The sequence below is a fragment of the Yersinia pekkanenii genome, from assembly GCF_001152565.1.
Taxonomy (GTDB): domain Bacteria; phylum Pseudomonadota; class Gammaproteobacteria; order Enterobacterales; family Enterobacteriaceae; genus Yersinia; species Yersinia pekkanenii.
Genome location: NZ_CQAZ01000031.1, coordinates 1 through 19,293, shown reverse-complemented (window position 1 = coordinate 19,293; position 19,293 = coordinate 1). Strand labels below are relative to the sequence as shown.

The window sequence follows — 19,293 nt, the reverse complement described above, 5'->3', positions numbered from 1 at the left end:
TTTAATGCAAATTAGGTAACAAGTTGCCCCCACTATCTGTATAGAATATCGGAAAGTCTGCATTTAACCGAGACTACTCAGCCATGAAAGGATACGAGTACGCTTACCGCTAACACCGGTTTGCGTGTGACAAGCCGTTAATATTCTGAGCCATTAACCACAGAATATCTCAAAGCATTTAATGCTGACTCGGCGTCAGAGCAAGGAGAAAGACGTTGGAACATAAGAAAGAATTCACGATGGCTACCATGAAAGACGTTGCTAAAATGGCGGGTGTTTCAACGGCGACGGTATCACGCGCGCTGATGAATCCAGAGAAGGTTTCAACAGTGACGCGGCAAAAAGTGGAGCAAGCTGTTCTGGCGGTGGGTTATTCTCCCCATGCTTTGTCTCGTAATATTAAGCGTAATGAATCACGTACTATTCTGGTTATCGTACCGGATATCAGCGATCCATTTTTTGCCGATATCATTCAGGGTATTGAGCATGCGGCAGCCCAGCAAGGTTATCTGATATTAATTGGCGATTGCGCACAACAAACCCAGCAAGAGCGTACTTTCGTTAACCTGATTATCACCAAGCAAATTGATGGGATGTTGCTGTTAGGCTCTAATCTGCCTTTTGATGCCAGTAAAGAAGAACAACGCAATTTGCCCCCCATGGTGATGGCCAATGAGTTCGCACCTGAACTGGAACTGCCAACGGTGCATATCGATAACCTGACCGCCGCCTATGAAGCCGTTAATTATCTGCACGAATTGGGGCACCAGCGCATTGCCTGTGTTGCCGGGCCGGAAAGTTTACCGCTGAGCCATTATCGGCTACAGGGCTATATCCAGTCACTGCGTCGTAATGGTATCGCGGTCGACAGTGACTATATTATGCGCGGTGACTTTAGCTATGAAGCCGGTGCTGAAACCTTTGCCACCCTGATGGAACTGCCTCATCCCCCGACAGCAATATTTTGTCACAATGATGTGATGGCGATTGGGGCTATGTGGCAGGCGAAAAAAATGGGGCTATGTGTCCCGCAGGATGTCTCACTGGTAGGCTTTGACAACCTGAAGCTGTCACAGTATTGCTCTCCTCCCTTGACCACGGTGGCACAACCACGCTATCAAATTGGTCAGCAAGCCATGTTACTATTACTTGAACAGTTACAAGGGCATTCAGTACAAAGTGGCTCCCGCTTGTTAGACACCGAATTAATTGTCAGGGAAAGTACTGCTGCGCCTAAACGCTAGGCAAATATTCAGGGGTTCAGTAACATGACGGACTTATTCCATCATCACGACGCAGCGAAACGATAGTGGCACAAAGAGATTATGTAAGCCGAGGGCGCTCAGGAGCGCGGCGCAAAAGCACCAGCCGGAAAAAACGGAGTGCTCCAGCAGTATCAAAAACCGTGGTGGCACTGGCCGTCGCGCTATTAGTGGTATTTGTTGGTGGCCTCTATTTCATCACCCACAATAAGCCGGGTGAGCTCCCGTTACTGCCGAACCATGACCCCCGCACCGGCAATGGGTTACCACCCAAACCCGAAGAGCGCTGGCGCTATATTAAAGAACTGGAAAATCGCCAGATAGGCGTGTCTACACCAACAGAACCGTCTGCCGGTGGCGACGTTAATTCCAAGACACAATTGACCAATGAGCAGCGCCAATTACTTGAGCAGATGCAGGCAGATATGCGTCAGCAGCCAACCCAGTTGTCAGAAGTACCCTACAACCAAGGGATGCCGGTGCCACGCTCTGCGGTGACCATTAAACCACCGGTCACCAATATGCAGCCGCCGTTAACCTCACCGCGTCAGGCTATCGCGCCAGTACAACCACACACACCAGTGCCCTCGCCGACACCCGTATCGCCTCCGGTACCTACCCCGCCGCGTGCACAACCCACGGCTCCGGTGACACAAACTGTTACACCACCGAAACCGGAAAAAGAGAAAGAGAAAGCGCAACGTTGGATGGTGCAATGTGGTTCATTTAAAGCCGTCGATCAGGCCGAATCTATCCGCGCTCAACTGGCATTTGAAGGGATAGAAAGCCGCATTACCGCCGGTGGCGGCTGGAATCGCGTCGTGCTTGGCCCTTACAATAGCAAGGCAGCCGCTGATATTGCCTTACAGCGTTTGAAAGGCGCGGGTCAGTCAGCATGCATTCCCCTCGCGGTTGGGGGTTGAAAAGTAGTAATCCTCCCCCATTTATAATCTCAATATGCCCCGTATTGTTTTGCTGAGAAACAGTACGGGGACTCATTCAGTCTGCAACGAGGGTTCGCTCGTGACAACAATTGTAAGTGTACGCCGTAATGGTCATGTCGTTATTGGTGGCGATGGCCAGGTCACTCTGGGCAATACCGTAATGAAAGGCAACGCCAAAAAAGTACGCCGCCTTTATAACAATAAAGTCATTGCCGGGTTTGCGGGTGGTACTGCTGATGCCTTTACCCTGTTTGAGCTATTTGAGCGCAAACTAGAGATGTATCAAGGTCATCTGACTAAAGCCGCTGTTGAGTTAGCCAAAGACTGGCGCACCGACCGTATGTTACGCAAGCTCGAAGCGCTACTGGCTGTCGCAGATGAAACCGCATCACTGATCATTACGGGTAACGGCGATGTCGTTCAACCGGAAGATGACCTGATTGCTATCGGTTCCGGCGGGCCTTATGCCCAGTCTGCTGCACGGGCGTTATTGGAAAATACCGAATTAGATGCGCGGGATATCGTTGAAAAATCACTGAGCATTGCGGGGGATATTTGTATCTACACCAACCGCTTCCAAACCATTGAAGAATTAACGTATAAGCGTAAGGATAGAGTGACATGTCTGAAATGACCCCACGCGAAATCGTCAGCGAACTTGATAGCTATATCATCGGCCAGGATAAAGCTAAACGTGCGGTGGCAATTGCCCTGCGTAACCGCTGGCGTCGTATGCAGCTTAACGAAGAGCTGCGCCACGAAGTTACCCCTAAAAATATTCTGATGATCGGCCCAACCGGTGTGGGTAAAACTGAAATTGCCCGCCGACTGGCGAAACTGGCCAATGCACCGTTCATCAAGGTTGAAGCCACTAAATTCACCGAAGTTGGCTATGTCGGTAAAGAAGTGGACTCTATTATCCGCGATCTGACTGATGCCGCCGTGAAAATGGTTCGTCATCAATCTATCGAGAAAATGCGCTACCGGGCGGAAGAATTAGCCGAAGAACGTATCCTGGACGTGCTGATCCCGCCGGCCAAGAATAACTGGGGGCAACCGGATGAGACCCAAGAGCCATCTGCTACCCGCCAGGCTTTCCGCAAAAAACTGCGTGAAGGTCAACTTGATGACAAAGAGATTGAAATCGATCTGGCTGCCTCACCGGTAGGCGTTGAAATTATGGCCCCTCCGGGCATGGAAGAGATGACCAACCAGTTGCAATCCATGTTCCAGAATATTGCTGGTCAGAAACAAAAACCGCGTAAAATCAAAATCAAAGATGCATTCAAACTGTTGATTGAGGAAGAAGGCGCGAAGTTGGTCAATCCAGAAGAACTGAAACAGCAGGCGATTGATGCCGTTGAGCAACACGGGATAGTCTTTATCGATGAAATCGATAAAATCTGTAAGCGTGGTCAAACTTCAGGCCCGGATGTGTCCCGTGAAGGGGTGCAACGTGACTTGCTGCCACTGGTCGAAGGCTGCACCGTATCAACCAAACACGGTATGGTGAAGACTGACCATATTCTGTTTATTGCTTCCGGGGCGTTCCAGGTCTCCAGCCCGTCAGATCTTATCCCGGAATTGCAAGGTCGCTTGCCAATCCGCGTAGAATTGCAGGCACTGACCACCGATGATTTCGAACGCATCCTGACGGAGCCGAGTGCCTCGTTAACTGAGCAGTACAAAGCCCTGATGGCAACCGAAGGTGTTACCGTTGAGTTTACCCGCGAAGGTATTCGCAAAATCGCTGAAGCGGCATGGCAGGTTAACGAACGCACCGAAAATATCGGCGCACGTCGTTTGCATACCGTGCTGGAACGTCTGATGGAAGATATCTCCTATGACGCCAGCGAAAGTAGTGGTGAATCAATCACTATTGATGCGGCATATGTAGGTAAACATCTGGATGAGTTAGTGGCAGATGAAGATCTGAGTCGTTTTATCCTATAATTCGCTTTATAAGCCTATGCTGGATAAAATGGTTCGCCAGTATAATATTGAGTGGGAGGCATCGCCTCCCACTTTTGCTTTTTGACCGACATGAATCTTTTTAACGCGCCGATATGGGCGGACCAGACTCCTATAAAATGAAGCGAAAAATGAGCCTATCAACCAATACCAGCCAAACCCAGGCGTGGCTGGAAAGCCTGCGGCCACGCACCCTACCACTGGCCTTTGCCTCTATCGTTACCGGTTCAGCCCTTGCAGTCTGGCTCGGTAGTTTTAAACCCGCAGTGGCACTGCTGGCCTTATTAACTGCCGGTCTGCTGCAAATACTCTCTAATCTGGCCAATGATTATGGCGATGCCATTAAGGGCAGTGATACAGAGGAGCGTATCGGGCCGTTGCGTGGTATGCAAAAAGGGATGATTACCCGCCAGCAGATGAAAGTGGCGCTGATTATTACCGTTATCCTGACGATCATTTCCGGTATCGCACTCATTGCTGTTGCCTGTGAAAAGCCCAGTGACGTTTTAGGCTTCTTACTGCTTGGGCTGATGGCCATTGTTGCCGCAATTACCTATACTGTAGGTAGAAAACCTTATGGATACATGGGGTTGGGTGATATATCAGTGTTGGTGTTCTTCGGCTGGTTGAGCGTCGCAGGGACTTACTATCTCCAGGCTGGGCACTTTGACAGCCTTGTCATATTGCCAGCCACTGCCTGTGGTTTACTGGCAACTGCGGTTTTAAATATTAATAATTTGCGCGATATCGAAAATGACAAAGCCAATGGCAAAAATACGTTGGCAGTGCGTTTAGGCCCTGTCGTCGCACGTTATTACCATGCCCTGTTGATCGCTGCCGCCATCTTCTGTCTGGCGTTATTCAGCATTCTGCATCTGCATAGCTGGGCGGGTTGGATCTTTATTCTGGCCGTTCCGTTACTGGTCAAACATGCGCTATTTGTCCTGCGCGATCCTACTGCTGCGGGCATGCGGCCCATGCTAGAACAGATGGTCAAAGCGGCACTACTAACCAACATCCTGTTTGCGGTTGGTCTGGTATTCCACTAAATCCCATTGGGTTGTGATTCAAATAGACTCCGGGCCGAAACCAATAAAAGGTTAGCCCGGATAAATTTAACAATTGATGATTTTGCCAACAGTAGTCAGAAAGGGATATACTTAACATCCCAGCCGCAACTAGACGTTAATCCTATGAAATATGATACTTCCGAACTCAGTGACATCTATCATGAAGAGGTCAATGTGGTAGAACCCCTGTTCTCCAATTTTGGCGGACGCACTTCATTTGGTGGCAAGATTACTACTGTAAAATGTTTCGAAGATAACGGCTTATTGTTCGACCTACTTGAAGAAAATGGTCTGGGCCGTGTTCTGGTGGTCGATGGCGGTGGCTCAGTGCGCCGTGCATTAGTCAATGCTGAGCTAGCTGCACTGGCTTCGCAAAACCAGTGGGAAGGGATTGTCGTTTACGGTGCCGTACGCCAGGTAGATGACCTGGCTGAGTTGGATATCGGTATTCAGGCAATGGCCGCTATCCCCGTGGGAGCCGCAGATGAAGGCATTGGTGAAAGTGATATCCGCGTTAACTTTGGCGGCGTGACTTTCTTCTCAGGTGATCATTTATATGCTGATAACACCGGGATCATCTTGTCAGAAGAGCCGTTGGATATTGAATAGTCTTGCGCTGATTTATAGGTGAAAGGGCGATACTGATATCGCCCTTTTTGCCCTGCGCACTCGAAGTGGCTAATGGCCTTCAACAATGCATTAGTGATACTTTAACCCGGTCAGCACTCAGACTTCTTCCATCTTTCCCAGCAGTGCCCGCAGACGATCCTGCCAGACATGCTGCTCTTGCTTCAGTTGCTCATTTTCATGCACTAACGCTTCACGTCCACCAGCAACATCCTGGATTTCTTGGGACAGGGTGTTATTTTTCTCTTTCAGCTCTTCAATTTCCATCTGTAACAAAGTGATGGTATCAATCGCTTGCTGAACTTTAACTTCCAATTTCTCAAATACTTCAAATGACATTCTTCGGTCCCCTTATAGTAGCAAGGCGTACATATCTTGGTCGCAGTCATCATCCATAACCGAAGTCACCGCATCTACTGAGATAACACCCGGCAGATGAAACTGCTGTGAATACTTATCGCGCTGTATATCTATCGATCTGGTGTAACAAGCGCTATGTTCTAACGCGTTCCTTCGCAAAGGCGACGCAACTTGATAAAAACGATGCTCTTGATAAACCGATGCTATTGATAAACAGATTGTATGTAGCCTGCTCCCCCCTGTCTAGCGCCATACCGGTACAAACAACACTCTGTAGCAATTTCGTGTCAGTAACTATCAGCAAAAACCGAAAAAACCCTACGACCTATCCTGCGATAGCTATACATGCCTTTAACAACCAGGGGGAAACCACTGGTCTGATCACACTTTCAAAGTCCCTTAATCACCGCTAATGACGCGAGATCGCTCATTTTTATGACGTGCCACACACATTTTGATTTCGCTATTTCTCGTTTGCGCTCGTTAACGATAAATTCACATCAAGCCTTTAATAATTTTAATGGTAATAATAAGAAGCACCCTATAAATCTCTGTCTCTAGGACACCTATCTATGAGCCAAACCGCTAGTTCGACCTTAAAGGGCCAATGTATCGCGGAGTTTCTCGGTACTGCTCTACTTATCTTTTTTGGTGTGGGCTGTGTCGCTGCATTAAAATTGGCAGGGGCCAGTTTTGGGCAGTGGGAAATTAGTATCATTTGGGGCCTGGGTGTTGCCATGGCCATTTATTTGACAGCAGCAATTTCAGGCGCACATCTTAACCCGGCCGTCACTATCGCCTTGTGGTTATTTGCCTGCTTCGATCGCCGGAAAGTTATTCCTTATATCGTGGCACAGGTTGCCGGCGCATTTTGCGCCGCCGCGTTAGTCTACGGGCTGTACTACAACCTGTTCGTCGATTTTGAGCAAACCCATCAGATGGTGCGCGGCAGTGCCGAGAGCCTGGACCTGGCAAGTATTTTCTCGACGTATCCAAATCCGCATATTTCTGTTTTTCAGGCTTTCCTGGTTGAAACCGTCATTACCGCAATTCTGATGTGTCTGATCCTGGCTCTGACTGACGATGGTAACGGTATCCCACGCGGCCCACTGGCTCCTCTGCTGATCGGTATTCTGATCGCGGTTATCGGCGCATCAATGGGGCCACTGACCGGGTTCGCATTAAACCCGGCCCGAGACTTTGGTCCAAAAACATTTGCTTATTTGGCTGGCTGGGGCGAAATCGCTTTCACTGGCGGGCGTGATATTCCTTACTTCCTGGTACCCATCTTCGGGCCTATCTGCGGCGCACTGCTGGGTGCATTTGGTTATCGCGCGTTGATTGGCCGCCATTTGCCTTGTGATGAATGTGTCGTTGAGGAAGACGAAACCGCAGTGACGAGCACCGAACACAAAGTATAACTGTAACTTAAAAAGTAGGCTAACGATGACAACTGAAAATACTACTCAAAAGAGATACATTGTCGCGCTTGATCAGGGAACCACCAGTTCCAGAGCGGTAGTGCTGGATCATGATGCCAATATCGTGAGTGTTTCTCAGCGCGAATTCACTCAAATTTACCCAAAAGCCGGTTGGGTTGAACATGACCCCATGGAAATCTGGGCAACTCAAAGCTCAACGCTGGTCGAAGTGCTGGCAAAAGCCGGTATCAATTCTGACGAAATTGCCGGTATCGGTATTACCAACCAACGTGAAACCACCATTGTTTGGGACAAAGCAACCGGTAAACCGGTGTATAACGCCATTGTCTGGCAATGCCGCCGTACTGCCGAAATCTGCGAAAAACTGAAAAAAGAAGGACTGGAAGAGTACATCCGCCACAACACCGGTTTAGTGGTCGACCCTTACTTCTCCGGCACTAAAGTGAAGTGGATCCTTGATAATGTCGAAGGGGCGCGTGAGCGTGCTGAGCGTGGTGAACTACTATTTGGTACGGTAGATACTTGGCTGGTGTGGAACATGACACAGGGCCGCGTACACGTAACGGATTACACCAACGCATCGCGTACCATGATGTTTAATATCCACAGCAAAGAATGGGATGACCGCCTGCTGAAAGCGCTGAATATTCCGCGTTCCATGCTGCCAGAAGTTTGTCCGTCCTCACATATTTATGGCCAGACCAACATTGGGGGTAAAGGCGGGACGCGTATTCCCATCGCCGGGATCGCCGGTGACCAACAAGCGGCCTTGTTTGGCCAGCTTTGTGTGCAACCGGGTATGGCAAAAAATACCTATGGTACTGGCTGCTTCCTATTAATGAATACCGGCACAGAAGCGGTTCAGTCTACCCATGGCCTGCTGACTACTATTGCCTGCGGCCCACGCGGTGAAGTTAACTATGCGCTGGAAGGTGCGGTATTTATTGGCGGTGCATCTATCCAATGGCTGCGTGATGAACTGAAGTTAATCAATGACGCAGCCGACTCTGAGTATTTCGCCACCAAAGTGAAAGACAGCAACGGCGTGTATGTGGTGCCCGCCTTCACCGGTTTAGGCGCGCCATATTGGGATCCGTATGCCCGTGGTGCGATTTTCGGCCTGACCCGAGGTGTTAACAGCAATCATATTATTCGTGCAACGTTGGAGTCTATCGCTTACCAGACCCGCGATGTATTGGATGCGATGCAAGCGGATTCCGGCGAGCGCCTGAAATCACTGCGCGTTGATGGAGGCGCGGTAGCGAATAACTTCCTGATGCAGTTCCAAGCCGATATTCTAGGCACCCGGGTGGAGCGCCCGGCAGTGCGTGAAAGTACCGCGTTAGGCGCGGCATTCCTGGCCGGCCTGGCAACAGGCTTCTGGAGTGACCTGGACGAAGTGAAAAGCAAAGCAACCATTGAGCGTGAATTCCGCCCAGGGATTGAAACCACTGAGCGTGATATTCGTTACCGTGGCTGGAAGAAAGCCGTGGCCCGCGCTCAGGCATGGGAAGATCACGAAGAGTAACCGCTCGCCAGTTTTACGCTGTTTTTTTGTAAACCATAGGCGCCATCATCCCTGATGGCGCGTTTTTATTGTGAAAAATCCCATCACGCCAAAAGACACCCTTGCGGCTTCGCGCCACAAAGATGGTAGAATTCCTGCTGACATTCTTCTATGCCACCTCAATGAACAGGTTAATGATGAAACGTGAACTAGCCATCGAGTTTTCCCGTGTCACTGAGGCTGCCGCACTGGCAGGTTATAAGTGGCTGGGCAGAGGCGACAAAAATGCCGCCGACGGCGCTGCTGTACGTGCCATGCGTATTATGCTCAATCAGGTCAATATTGATGGGCAGATTGTTATCGGCGAAGGTGAAATCGATGAAGCACCAATGCTGTTTATCGGCGAACACGTCGGGACCGGCCAAGGTGATGCGGTTGATATTGCGGTTGATCCCATTGAAGGCACCCGCATGACGGCAATGGGCCAGGCTAATGCGCTGGCTGTATTGGCGGTGGGCGACAAAGGCACATTTTTACATGCGCCAGATATGTATATGGAAAAGCTGGTGGTGGGTCCGGGAGCCAAAGGGGCGATCGACCTTAACCTCTCGCTGGAACAAAACCTGCGCAATATCGCCATTAAACTCAATAAGCCTTTGGCGGATTTAACCGTGACTACGCTGGCCAAACCGCGTCATGACGGTATCATCGCCGAAATGCAGCAACTTGGTGTAAAAGTGTTCGCTATTCCCGACGGCGACGTCGCTGCGTCCATTTTGACCTGTATGCCAGAAAGTGAGGTGGATGTCATGTATTGCATCGGCGGAGCTCCTGAAGGGGTCATTTCTGCTGCGGTGATCCGGGCACTGGACGGTGATATGCAAGGTCGTTTATTGCCGCGCTACCAAGTTAAAGGCGATAACGAAGATAACCGTCGTATCGGTGAACAAGAGCTGGTGCGTTGCAAAGCAATGGGTATTGAAGCGGGTAAAGTGCTGTTACTGGGCGATATGGCCCGTAATGACAATGTGATTTTCTCTGCCACAGGGATTACCAAAGGTGATCTGCTGGAAGGGATTTATCGCAAAGGGAACATGGCGACCACCGAGACACTGCTGATCCGTGGCAAATCCCGCACTATCCGCCGTATCCGTTCGACTCATTTCCTTGATCGCAAAGACCCGGCATTGCATGAGTTCTTACTGTAATTCGGCTTACAAACAATTCGGCTCACAAACTCTTCAGCAAAAAGTAAAAATGGATATCACACTTAATCGATAATGTTTTTCAACCAAATGCTCTAAAATATCGCCTGCGCTTTTGGTATTACTGCTGATAAGCATATGACGGGAAAAGAATTATGGCTGAATGGGTTAGTGGCAAGGTTACCCACATCGAACACTGGACTGACTCTTTGTTCAGTATTCGGGTCAATGCGCCCATTGACCCCTTTACTGCCGGTCAATTTGCCAAGCTGGCACTAGATGTTAATGGTGAGCGGGTGCAACGAGCCTATTCCTATGTGAATGCACCGAGCGACAGTAATCTGGAATTCTATCTGGTCACCGTACCGGAAGGTAAACTCAGCCCACAACTGGATCAACTGCCCGTGGGCGGCGAAGTGATGATTACCAAACAAGCGGCTGGCTTCTTTGTGCTGGAAGAGATCCCGGACTGCGATACCTTATGGATGCTGGCGACCGGCACCGCCATTGGTCCGTATCTGTCGATTTTGCAGGAAGGGCTCGACTTGGAACGCTTCAAAAATCTGGTATTGGTCCATGCCGCACGTTTTGCCCGTGACCTCAGCTACCTGCCACTGATGCAACAGCTTGAGCAACGCTACAACGGCAAGCTGCGTATCCAGACGGTCGTGAGCCGTGAAGAATCACCCGGTTCATTGACTGGCAGAGTCCCGGCACTGATTGAAAATGGTTCATTGGAAGCGGCTGTCGGCCTGAAACTGGACGCGCAAGATAGCCATGTAATGCTGTGTGGTAACCCGCAAATGGTGCGAGATACCCAGCAATTGCTGAAAGATCAACGTGAAATGCGCAAACACTTACGCCGTAAACCGGGGCATATCACCAGCGAGCAATATTGGTAGTAAAACATCGTATTGACAGCAAAACACCCTGAACCAAAGGCTAACCATGCCAGTAGGCACTCCGACGGCATGTTCCCCCTTGGTTCAGTTGAGCTAACACCTGAAGGCGTTACTGCGTTTTCTCTGCCAAATACCTTACTGGCACGGCTTCGGGGCCAAAACGGTTATCTCCGGCGGTACCGAGAAAAGCACCACAGTCGATAAACATCATGACAATGATCAGCGTGGGAATGAATCGCCCGACCCCCCATTGCCAGATAGGTGCCAACATCTGCCAATTACCGGCCATCAGCATCCAGGCCAGTACCACCAATAACGCCCACCAGCCGGCTTTATTACGATCATGTAGCCGTTTAACGACCACTGCCGCCGTTGGCCACAGTAAAAAAACGATGGCAAAAGCAGCGGTCTGGATTGGCAACCAATCCTTCCCAGCCAAGGTAAAAATAACCAGCATTGCCAGCAGCCACAAGCCGATCCAGATCCAAAAATCACGCCGCCCGATACGGCCTTTAAACGAGAAACACCACTGCTGTATTATCATCGATGACCCGATCCATTTACTTGATATAATTTACATTTGATATAATAGTGGCAAAGTGTAACCCAACGCAGCAACTAACCTATACTCTTTGCCGCGTATTTTATCTTTGCAGTGAATTTTGACAATTACCCCCGATTACCGTTTTAATCCCCTACACACACTTCTAACAACGGCGTCAGTCATGAGAAAAGAAATAGCCGCAATGTTGACAATAATGCTGCTGATAGCAACGGTGAGCCGCGCTCATGCCGACCCCGCAGACGGCAGTGGTCAGCCAATGGAAGAAGCCCAGCCGACCGCGCCTTATCTGCTGTCCGGTGCACCGACTTTTGATTTAACATTGGTAAAATTCCGCGAAAGTTATAACCACGCCAACCCGACGCTGCCTATCAGTGAGTTTCACTCCATCATCATAAAAGATGATGTGTCACCGCTGACCCGTGCTGCCAGTAAGATTAACGAGAATCTCTATGCCTCAACCGCATTGGAAAAAGGCACTGGCAAAATTAAGACCTTACAAATTACCTATCTGCCCATAAAAGGGAACGAAGAGAAAGCGGCCCGACTGATCGCGGTCAATTACATGGCAGCCCTGATGCGCCAGTTTGAACCGACGCTGACACTGCGCCAAAGTATCAATAACGTGCAGCAACTGCTGACTCAGGGTAAAGGCTCTTCTTTCTATGCTCATCCCGTCGGTGCAATCCGCTATGTTGTGGCGGACAACGGCGAAAAAGGGCTTACCTTCTCAGTTGAACCGATTAAGCTGTCACTATCTGAAGCATAGTCTCGCTGTAATTAATGACGAAAAGCAAAGCCATTGCCATTAATCATCTCTATACTGTTGGACAGGTAAACTGCCTGTCGGGCAGTCATTATTATTGACCCTCGCGTCCCCTTGTTGGAGGAAGAAACATGCGTCATCCATTAGTTATGGGTAACTGGAAGCTGAACGGTAGCACTCACATGGTTAACGAACTTATCGCTGGCCTGCGTAAAGAATTGAGCACCGTTGACGGTTGTGGCGTTGCTATTGCCCCACCTGCTATCTATCTGAATCAAGCTAAACATGAGCTGTCAGGTAGCCGTATCGCCCTGGGTGCACAGAACGTTGATGTGAATCTGTCCGGCGCATTTACCGGCGAAACCTCTGCTGAAATGCTGAAAGATATTGGTGCGCAATACGTCATCATCGGTCACTCTGAGCGCCGTACTTATCACAAAGAAAGTGATGAATTCATCGCGAAGAAATTTGGCGTACTGAAAGAAATCGGCCTGATCCCAGTATTGTGTATCGGTGAATCCGAAGCTGAAAACGAAGCGGGTCAAACTGAAGCGGTCTGCGCCAAGCAACTGGACGCAGTGCTGAATACCTTGGGTGTGAAAGCATTCGAAGGCGCAGTTATCGCTTATGAGCCAATCTGGGCTATCGGCACCGGCAAATCAGCCACACCAGCACAGGCTCAAGCCGTTCACAAATTTATCCGTGACCATATTGCCAAGCAAGATGCCGCAGTTGCAGCACAAGTGATCATTCAGTACGGCGGTTCTGTGAATGATAAAAATGCAGCAGAACTGTTCACCCAACCAGATATCGATGGCGCGCTGGTTGGCGGTGCATCACTGAAAGCGGATGCATTCGCCGTTATCGTGAAAGCAGCAGCAAAAGCTAAAAAAGCCTGATTCAGGTTTTAAGCTAGCGATTAAGCTGGGGCAGATGATGCTCCGGCTTTTTTATTGATATCTGCGTGAAATTCTTTCTTATATAAATCAATTCCATCCGCACCAACCCAGCCCAAGAATTTACTTATCTGAGCGTCCTGATGTGAAAGCTTTGTTTGATCAATCAGGTTTAAGGGCTTCACCTGCTGACTGAGACTAAGATCACAGCTCAAATGGGTCTTTTTCTGAACATCAATAAAATGAAGGATATTGCTATCTTTAAATTTAATCACATTACAGGCATGCCCTTGTGTCGCCCCCGGTAACATGCGCAACATAGCTGGCCGATGAATCACAAGAACACCATTTAACTCGTCAGTGGGTTGATATTGCTGTAGCTGAGTCAGCAGTTCATCAACAGACTTAGCACTCTTATCTAGCAACCCCATATTCCCTTTGACATCCCCGCCTCTCAGTTCGGGTCTTGCAAGATAAACCGTATTCTTCTCAAATGTTTCAGCCACGGCGGTGGCACAAGAAGCACAGTTAGTTTGCCCAAAACCATGAATGCCGAAGTATGCCAGCTAAGCAGCCTGTGGTCGTAGTAACAGAGGCGGCTTACCCTTACTATTGCCTATATTTAACAAATAGCCTGTTAGATAATTCTCTTTGGTACCAAAAATGGAGTAGTTACTGGGCTTAATGCCAAAGGAGGCTTTCTCATTTGTTATGGCTAATGTTGGTGGTGTATAGCTCTCAGTGATAACTGCTGAAGCGGCATCCCATTCATCAGGTTCACATATAATTGACGCGTTACTATGCAGTGATTCAGTACTCCCACCCCTCGATAATGCCCTCAATGGCGGACTTGATGAGTCCAAACCTGGATTATCTATCAATCTCGTACTTGAAACGCCACGAATACTCATAATTCTCTCCGCATAATTTGCCACATTTATTAGACCAAATAACTCAATAGCGCATTTAACACGTGCTGGCGAATTACGCGGTTTTTATCTGTAAGAAAGAGATGAATTATGAAAATAATCAAAGCATGGGTGTGGCTGATAAAAAAGCGCCCGTAAGCATTCACTGACGGGCGCTATCGTTTCTTATTTTATTGCGGACTTCTTTATCGCTTACTTATTTCATCAAACACACCGCCGGTGGCGAAATGTGTCTGCTGTGTTTTAGTCCAGCCACCGAACACTTCATCGATAGTAAATAGTTTCAGTTGCGGGAACTCATTGGCAAACTTGGCGGCTACTGCCGGATCTCGTGGGCGATAGTAATTCTTGGCGGCAATAGTCTGGCCTTCTGGTGAATACAGGTATTTTAAATAAGCATCAGCCACTTCACGGGTACCGCGCTTATCAACCACTTTATCCACCACCGAGACAGTCGGCTCAGCTAAAATAGACACACTCGGAGTAATGATATCAAACTTATCTTTACCTACTTCATTCACGGCCAACAGGGCTTCGTTTTCCCAGGCAATCAGCACATCACCAATCCCGCGCTCAACAAAAGTATTGGTCGCCCCACGCGCACCGGAGTCCAATACTTCCACATTCTTATACAGCGTTTTGACAAACTCTTGCGCCTTAGCCTGATCATTATTGTTGTGCTCTAACGCATAACCCCATGCGGCCAGATAGTTCCAACGTGCCCCACCAGAGGTTTTTGGATTAGGGGTAATGATCGAAATACCCGGCTTCACTAAATCTGACCAATCATGGATCTGTTTTGGGTTCCCTTTACGTACCAGAAACACGATGGTTGAGGTGTAAGGCGCGGAGTTATCCGGCAGGCGCGTGATCCAGTTTTTATCAATACGACCACGCTCAGCAATAGCATCGACGTCATAAGCCAGTGCCAGTGTCACTACATCGGCTTCAATACCATTAATAACCGAGGTCGCCTGCTTACCAGAACCGCCATGCGATTGACGCACGGTTACTTTATCGCCAGTTTTCTGTTGCCAATACTTACTGAAGGCTTGGTTATATTCCTGATAAAACTCGCGTGTCGGATCATATGACACATTCAATAATTGAATATCTTTTGCCATGGCACCCGATGCCAACAGCAGTAATGACAGACCTACACCCCATTTACGCATTGACCCGCTCCCCAGATTTATTGTTATTAACTAAAATAATTTTTAAACTAAATTGTAATCAACCCAATTAGTTGGCTTGATACAGAGCGTGCCAGAAACTTCCCATCCAATTAAAGAATAAAAAAGTTATTATTATATCAATAAGAAATATACAACCTATAAAATGCAAAAAGCCCCCGCGGACGGAGGCTCTGTTATCGAATGATTGGCTGTTTTAGAACAGTTTTTTCGCTGTGTCATACCAATCTTGTTTAAATTTACTTTTCTTGTTTTTTGGATCGATACAGACGGAGATTAATTCATGCACCATCTTCTCGTTCTGTACGCCAACGCAGAAGCCGCCGTGTGAATAGTCGCGGCCTTCTTCCAACAGCAGGTCAACAGCATAAGCGCCCATGCGGGAAGCCAGAATACGGTCATAGGGAACCGGAGCACCACCGCGCTGAATATGACCCAATACTGTGCCACGAGTTTCACGACCCGTTTCTTTCTCGATGTATTTAGCCAGCTCGTCGATATTGTCCAGTTTTTCAGTGATAGCAACGATAGCGTGCTTCTTACCTTTCTCGATGCCAGCTTTAATTTCGGCAACCAGATCATCACGTTTGAATTCAACTTCCGGGATAGCAATAAACTCACACCCCCCGGCAATGGCAGCAGCCAGTGTCAAATCACCACAATAACGGCCCATCACTTCAACAATAGAGATACGCTGATGCGAAGAAGAGGTATCACGTAGGCGGTCAATGGCTTCAACCACAGTACCCAGTGCGGTGAAGAAACCGATGGTGTAGTCAGTCCCTGCCACATCGTTATCGATGGTGCCCGGTAAACCGATACAGTGAATGCCACCTTCTTTGGTCAACAGGTCTGCACCGGCATATGAACCATCACCACCGATAACCACCAAGCCATCGATACCACGGTCTTTCATATTCTGAAGAGCAACTTTGCGTTTTTCCGGGTCACGAAACTCAGGGAAACGCGCAGAACCAAGGAAAGTACCGCCACGGTTAATCATATCTGACACGCTATAGCGGTCCAGTTTCCTCATACGATCTTCAAACAAACCAAGGTAGCCATCTTCAATACCGAAAACTTCCAACTCTGCTGACAAAGCTGCACGAACAACCCCACGAATGGCTGCGTTCATACCTGGCGCATCACCGCCGCTTGTTAGTACACCGATTTTCTTGACCATGACTACCTCTGAACTTGTAGATGCGATTTTTTAAGATTCTCTATTTGCCGATTATCTCCTGCACAAGAGAACAGTATAGAAAACCAGCTTTATGCGATATATAGCGGATATTATAGCAAAAACACCAAGCTGAATTGATTCAAGTCATACCCTCTAACGGTATTTTATTCATGACCCAACCATAATGTAACCACTGTTTACCTGTAATTAATAAAACAATGATTGGTGAAACAATTATAACTCCCAATGCGCATGGCGCTCTTTTGGCACCACAGAGCAGGGGTCTTGATGGATAAGGACATCGGCACCTGGGAAACGATGCAACAGTGCATGCTCAACTTGCTCAGCCAGAATATGTGCTTTCATTAACGGCAGCATATCCTCCATTTCAAGATGGAGCTGAATAAAGCGCGTCGGTCCCGACTGACGGGTACGCAGATCATGAGCACCAATCACGCCCGGCCATGACATCACAATATTGATAATTTCCTGCCGCTCGCTATCAGGTAACGCTCGATCCAGCAAAGCTTGCACTGCCTCATAACCCATACGCAACGCACTATAGAGAATATAAATACCGATACCCAATGCAAACAACGCATCAGCCCAGTGAAAACCATACCAACTTAATGCCAACGCAATAAGGATAGCACCATTCATCAGTACGTCAGATTGATAGTGCAGCATATCGGCGCGAATGGCCTGACTCTGGGTTTTGCGTACCACCCAACGCTGAAATGTGACTAATATCATAGTACTGAATAATGCGACTAACGTTACCCAGATACCTACGCCAGGATCTTGCAAGGGTGCTGGCGACGCTAAATGCTGGAAACCAGTCAGAAACAGAAATAATGCTGAACCAGAAATAAACATACTTTGCGCTAATGCAGCCAGTGATTCAGCCTTGCCATGACCAAAAGTGTGTTCTGCATCGGCAGGTTGCAGCGAATAGCGCACCACAAAAAGGTTTGTCAGAGAGGCTGCCAGATCCACCAGTGAGTCAACTAACGCTGCCAACAAACTCACCGAGCCGGTGTGCAACCAGGCAAAAATTTTAATAATCAGTAAGATTGATGCCAGCACGGTAGCACTGAGCGCAGCGGCTTTGACCAGTCGCGCATATTGCGGATCCATAAATAATCCCAAATGATATTCAAGGGTTATTAGTATAACGGAAATAAGGTAAAAAAAAGCCCTCCATCATGGAGGGCGAAAGACGGGGATGGCGATATTCTTTCATCTCTATCGACATGAAATAAAAGAATTTATTTCACTCAATGTCCATACATTGACCACATCGAAAAAAAGCCCCACATTTTGGGGCTTTCTCGTTACAGCTACATCCAAAGGTTTTGTTGGCCGCTTCGCTCCGGGTGGGGTAGCCATTGTCGCCGAGGTTATGGGTCACTTTGGTGATAATCCACGTCTGCTGATCTATCACGCTTTTAAACCCTTTCAGCCTGACCGGCGTTTCTGGGTAGAGATCGGCACGCCCCATCGCCAGGTTTATCGAAAACTCAGCCACACTGCGTTGCAGTTTGTCCCACTTGGCCTGTGCCGCCCGCATCGCCTGTGCCTTGGTGGCATACACCGTGGTTAGCGCCAGTGACGCCACCCGCTTATTCCGCTGTGCAATCTGTGTTACCACTGCGCCGAGTGTGGTGTCGTGATAAGAGGCTTCGCGACGTGAATTGAGCGAACCACGAAAATCAGCGCTACGGGCGCGAATAGTCAGGGTAGTCGCCGAATCCATGATGACTCCCTCTTCGATGGGAGAGATTATCACCACCAAGAGATGCTAATCTCAGAGGGGGGGGGAGCTGGACAGGGTTAGCGTAACCGGTCATCGAAGAACCCGGCGCATCTTGCGATGCCCCCGCCCAGCTCACCATTGCTGACTTATTACAGGCGTCACTGTGCTCGCACATAATAACCGAATCTATGGTCGTGCGTTTCGGGACGCTAATCCCGACAGCAGATTTTGCCGCTGCGGCGTGACTATAGCCCAGCAAAGTTCTACCGTGCAATCAGCCAGCATCACTTTAGTGACAAACATTTTTTCTGTAAAAATAGGCAGTTATCGTAGTGATGTTTTAAAGAATGGATGAGGCAACAAGCAGTAAGGAAGAAAAAGGGAAAAGGGTAATAAACAACGCAAACAGACGAGGTTTAAGGCAATATCGCCTGTTAAAAGTATGGATTTAGCTAGCAACTTAATGGCAAATTTGAGCCAGTTCTTCTTCGCTCAGACCTGTCATTTTCATTACTGTGGCACGGTCAAGACCATTGGCCAACATAGTTCGGGCAACTTCCAACTTACCTTTCTTTAGCCCATTAGCCTCGCCGATCTGTATTCCTTCAGTTAAACCTTCTTGAATACCTTCTTGAATACCTTCCACTCGGCCTGCTTGATGGGCTTTATATTCCAATTTCTGTGCAATCGTCATAAGTTCCTCCTCGTGCTGTGGCAG

At 48.6% G+C, this 19,293-nt stretch carries 19 protein-coding genes and 2 pseudogenes; 12 read left to right on the top strand and 9 right to left on the bottom strand.

Annotated elements, in window-relative coordinates; genetic code table 11:
- Positions 1 to 215: 215 nt before the first annotated feature.
- The 6 genes from cytR (at position 216) to rraA (ending at position 5,856) form a co-directional block, all read left to right on the top strand.
- The gene (cytR, locus tag AEP37_RS15500) at positions 216 to 1,244 is read left to right on the top strand and encodes a DNA-binding transcriptional regulator CytR (RefSeq protein ID WP_049614185.1); all 1,029 of its coding nucleotides are present in this window, start codon (positions 216 to 218) and stop codon (positions 1,242 to 1,244) included.
- Positions 1,245 to 1,309: 65 nt separating this feature from the next.
- Complete coding sequence (gene ftsN, locus AEP37_RS15495; protein ID WP_049614184.1) at positions 1,310 to 2,185, top strand: cell division protein FtsN; 876 nt, start codon at positions 1,310 to 1,312, stop codon at positions 2,183 to 2,185.
- 100 nt (positions 2,186 to 2,285) lie between these two features.
- Positions 2,286 to 2,840, top strand: a complete 555-nt coding sequence (gene hslV, locus AEP37_RS15490; protein WP_049614183.1) for an ATP-dependent protease subunit HslV — start codon at positions 2,286 to 2,288, stop codon at positions 2,838 to 2,840.
- Complete coding sequence (hslU, locus tag AEP37_RS15485; RefSeq protein WP_049614182.1) at positions 2,828 to 4,159, top strand: HslU--HslV peptidase ATPase subunit; 1,332 nt, start codon at positions 2,828 to 2,830, stop codon at positions 4,157 to 4,159. Before hslV ends, hslU begins: the two co-directional genes overlap by 13 nt.
- Positions 4,160 to 4,308: 149 nt before the next feature.
- Positions 4,309 to 5,226: a 1,4-dihydroxy-2-naphthoate polyprenyltransferase gene (locus AEP37_RS15480; RefSeq protein ID WP_049614181.1), complete on the top strand. Its 918-nt coding sequence runs from the start codon at positions 4,309 to 4,311 to the stop codon at positions 5,224 to 5,226.
- A 144-nt stretch (positions 5,227 to 5,370) separates the two neighbouring features.
- On the top strand, positions 5,371 to 5,856 hold the full coding sequence (rraA, locus tag AEP37_RS15475) for a ribonuclease E activity regulator RraA (RefSeq protein ID WP_049614180.1): 486 nt from the start codon (positions 5,371 to 5,373) through the stop codon (positions 5,854 to 5,856).
- A 117-nt stretch (positions 5,857 to 5,973) separates the two neighbouring features.
- Here the strand turns inward: rraA and zapB are convergent, their stop codons facing one another.
- The gene (gene zapB, locus AEP37_RS15470; protein WP_049614179.1) at positions 5,974 to 6,213 is read right to left on the bottom strand and encodes a cell division protein ZapB; all 240 of its coding nucleotides are present in this window, start codon (positions 6,211 to 6,213) and stop codon (positions 5,974 to 5,976) included.
- Positions 6,214 to 6,806: 593 nt separating this feature from the next.
- Here zapB and AEP37_RS15465 point away from each other — a divergent pair.
- From AEP37_RS15465 to fpr, 4 genes are all read left to right on the top strand, one after another.
- The gene (locus AEP37_RS15465; protein WP_049614178.1) at positions 6,807 to 7,655 is read left to right on the top strand and encodes an MIP/aquaporin family protein; all 849 of its coding nucleotides are present in this window, start codon (positions 6,807 to 6,809) and stop codon (positions 7,653 to 7,655) included.
- 25 nt (positions 7,656 to 7,680) lie between these two features.
- Complete coding sequence (gene glpK / locus AEP37_RS15460; RefSeq protein WP_049614177.1) at positions 7,681 to 9,204, top strand: glycerol kinase GlpK; 1,524 nt, start codon at positions 7,681 to 7,683, stop codon at positions 9,202 to 9,204.
- Positions 9,205 to 9,380: 176 nt separating this feature from the next.
- Positions 9,381 to 10,391: a class II fructose-bisphosphatase gene (gene glpX, locus AEP37_RS15455; RefSeq protein WP_049614207.1), complete on the top strand. Its 1,011-nt coding sequence runs from the start codon at positions 9,381 to 9,383 to the stop codon at positions 10,389 to 10,391.
- 152 nt (positions 10,392 to 10,543) lie between these two features.
- The gene (gene fpr, locus AEP37_RS15450; protein WP_049614176.1) at positions 10,544 to 11,290 is read left to right on the top strand and encodes a ferredoxin--NADP(+) reductase; all 747 of its coding nucleotides are present in this window, start codon (positions 10,544 to 10,546) and stop codon (positions 11,288 to 11,290) included.
- Positions 11,291 to 11,399: 109 nt separating this feature from the next.
- On the opposite strand, the gene AEP37_RS15445 is transcribed toward fpr, so the two are convergent.
- Positions 11,400 to 11,834 carry a DUF805 domain-containing protein gene (locus AEP37_RS15445; RefSeq protein ID WP_049614175.1) on the bottom strand — a complete coding sequence of 145 codons (435 nt, stop codon included), beginning with the start codon at positions 11,832 to 11,834 and terminating at the stop codon, positions 11,400 to 11,402.
- A 181-nt stretch (positions 11,835 to 12,015) separates the two neighbouring features.
- Between AEP37_RS15445 and AEP37_RS15440 the strand changes: the two genes are divergently transcribed.
- Entirely contained in the window at positions 12,016 to 12,621 is a 606-nt protein-coding gene (locus AEP37_RS15440; RefSeq protein ID WP_049614174.1) for a DUF1454 family protein, read from the top strand.
- 128 nt (positions 12,622 to 12,749) lie between these two features.
- A complete protein-coding gene (gene tpiA, locus AEP37_RS15435) occupies positions 12,750 to 13,517 on the top strand; it encodes a triose-phosphate isomerase (RefSeq protein WP_049614173.1) in 768 nt (255 codons plus the stop codon).
- A 20-nt stretch (positions 13,518 to 13,537) separates the two neighbouring features.
- On the opposite strand, the gene AEP37_RS25695 is transcribed toward tpiA, so the two are convergent.
- From AEP37_RS25695 to AEP37_RS15405, 7 genes and pseudogenes are all read right to left on the bottom strand, one after another.
- Positions 13,538 to 14,020 (bottom strand): hypothetical protein, encoded by a 483-nt coding sequence (locus AEP37_RS25695; protein WP_072086322.1) that lies wholly within the window; start codon positions 14,018 to 14,020, stop codon positions 13,538 to 13,540.
- 608 nt (positions 14,021 to 14,628) lie between these two features.
- Positions 14,629 to 15,618: a sulfate ABC transporter substrate-binding protein gene (locus tag AEP37_RS15425; protein WP_049614172.1), complete on the bottom strand. Its 990-nt coding sequence runs from the start codon at positions 15,616 to 15,618 to the stop codon at positions 14,629 to 14,631.
- A 214-nt stretch (positions 15,619 to 15,832) separates the two neighbouring features.
- On the bottom strand, positions 15,833 to 16,819 hold the full coding sequence (pfkA, locus tag AEP37_RS15420) for a 6-phosphofructokinase (protein WP_049614171.1): 987 nt from the start codon (positions 16,817 to 16,819) through the stop codon (positions 15,833 to 15,835).
- 234 nt (positions 16,820 to 17,053) lie between these two features.
- The gene (gene fieF, locus AEP37_RS15415) at positions 17,054 to 17,956 is read right to left on the bottom strand and encodes a CDF family cation-efflux transporter FieF (protein ID WP_049614170.1); all 903 of its coding nucleotides are present in this window, start codon (positions 17,954 to 17,956) and stop codon (positions 17,054 to 17,056) included.
- 136 nt (positions 17,957 to 18,092) lie between these two features.
- Positions 18,093 to 18,560 (bottom strand): annotated as a pseudogene (locus AEP37_RS15410) (hypothetical protein); the annotation flags it as partial.
- Positions 18,538 to 18,834 (bottom strand): ash family protein, encoded by a 297-nt coding sequence (locus AEP37_RS25015; protein WP_072086321.1) that lies wholly within the window; start codon positions 18,832 to 18,834, stop codon positions 18,538 to 18,540. The pseudogene AEP37_RS15410 and the gene AEP37_RS25015, both read right to left, overlap by 23 nt.
- 201 nt (positions 18,835 to 19,035) lie before the next feature.
- Positions 19,036 to 19,293 (bottom strand): annotated as a pseudogene (locus tag AEP37_RS15405) (ISNCY family transposase); the annotation flags it as partial.

Excerpts from the sequence above, each read along its gene's own strand:
- hslU (WP_049614182.1), top strand. The coding sequence starts at position 2,828 with ATGTCTGAAATGACCCCACGCGAAATCGTCAGCGAACTTGATAGCTAT.
- AEP37_RS15480 (WP_049614181.1), top strand. The coding sequence starts at position 4,309 with ATGAGCCTATCAACCAATACCAGCCAAACCCAGGCGTGGCTGGAAAGC.
- rraA (WP_049614180.1), top strand. The coding sequence starts at position 5,371 with ATGAAATATGATACTTCCGAACTCAGTGACATCTATCATGAAGAGGTC.
- zapB (WP_049614179.1), bottom strand. The coding sequence starts at position 6,213 with ATGTCATTTGAAGTATTTGAGAAATTGGAAGTTAAAGTTCAGCAAGCG.
- AEP37_RS15465 (WP_049614178.1), top strand. The coding sequence starts at position 6,807 with ATGAGCCAAACCGCTAGTTCGACCTTAAAGGGCCAATGTATCGCGGAG.
- glpK (WP_049614177.1), top strand. The coding sequence starts at position 7,681 with ATGACAACTGAAAATACTACTCAAAAGAGATACATTGTCGCGCTTGAT.
- glpX (WP_049614207.1), top strand. The coding sequence starts at position 9,381 with ATGAAACGTGAACTAGCCATCGAGTTTTCCCGTGTCACTGAGGCTGCC.
- fpr (WP_049614176.1), top strand. The coding sequence starts at position 10,544 with ATGGCTGAATGGGTTAGTGGCAAGGTTACCCACATCGAACACTGGACT.
- AEP37_RS15445 (WP_049614175.1), bottom strand. The coding sequence starts at position 11,834 with ATGATAATACAGCAGTGGTGTTTCTCGTTTAAAGGCCGTATCGGGCGG.
- AEP37_RS15440 (WP_049614174.1), top strand. The coding sequence starts at position 12,016 with ATGAGAAAAGAAATAGCCGCAATGTTGACAATAATGCTGCTGATAGCA.
- tpiA (WP_049614173.1), top strand. The coding sequence starts at position 12,750 with ATGCGTCATCCATTAGTTATGGGTAACTGGAAGCTGAACGGTAGCACT.
- AEP37_RS15425 (WP_049614172.1), bottom strand. The coding sequence starts at position 15,618 with ATGCGTAAATGGGGTGTAGGTCTGTCATTACTGCTGTTGGCATCGGGT.
- pfkA (WP_049614171.1), bottom strand. The coding sequence starts at position 16,819 with ATGGTCAAGAAAATCGGTGTACTAACAAGCGGCGGTGATGCGCCAGGT.
- fieF (WP_049614170.1), bottom strand. The coding sequence starts at position 17,956 with ATGGATCCGCAATATGCGCGACTGGTCAAAGCCGCTGCGCTCAGTGCT.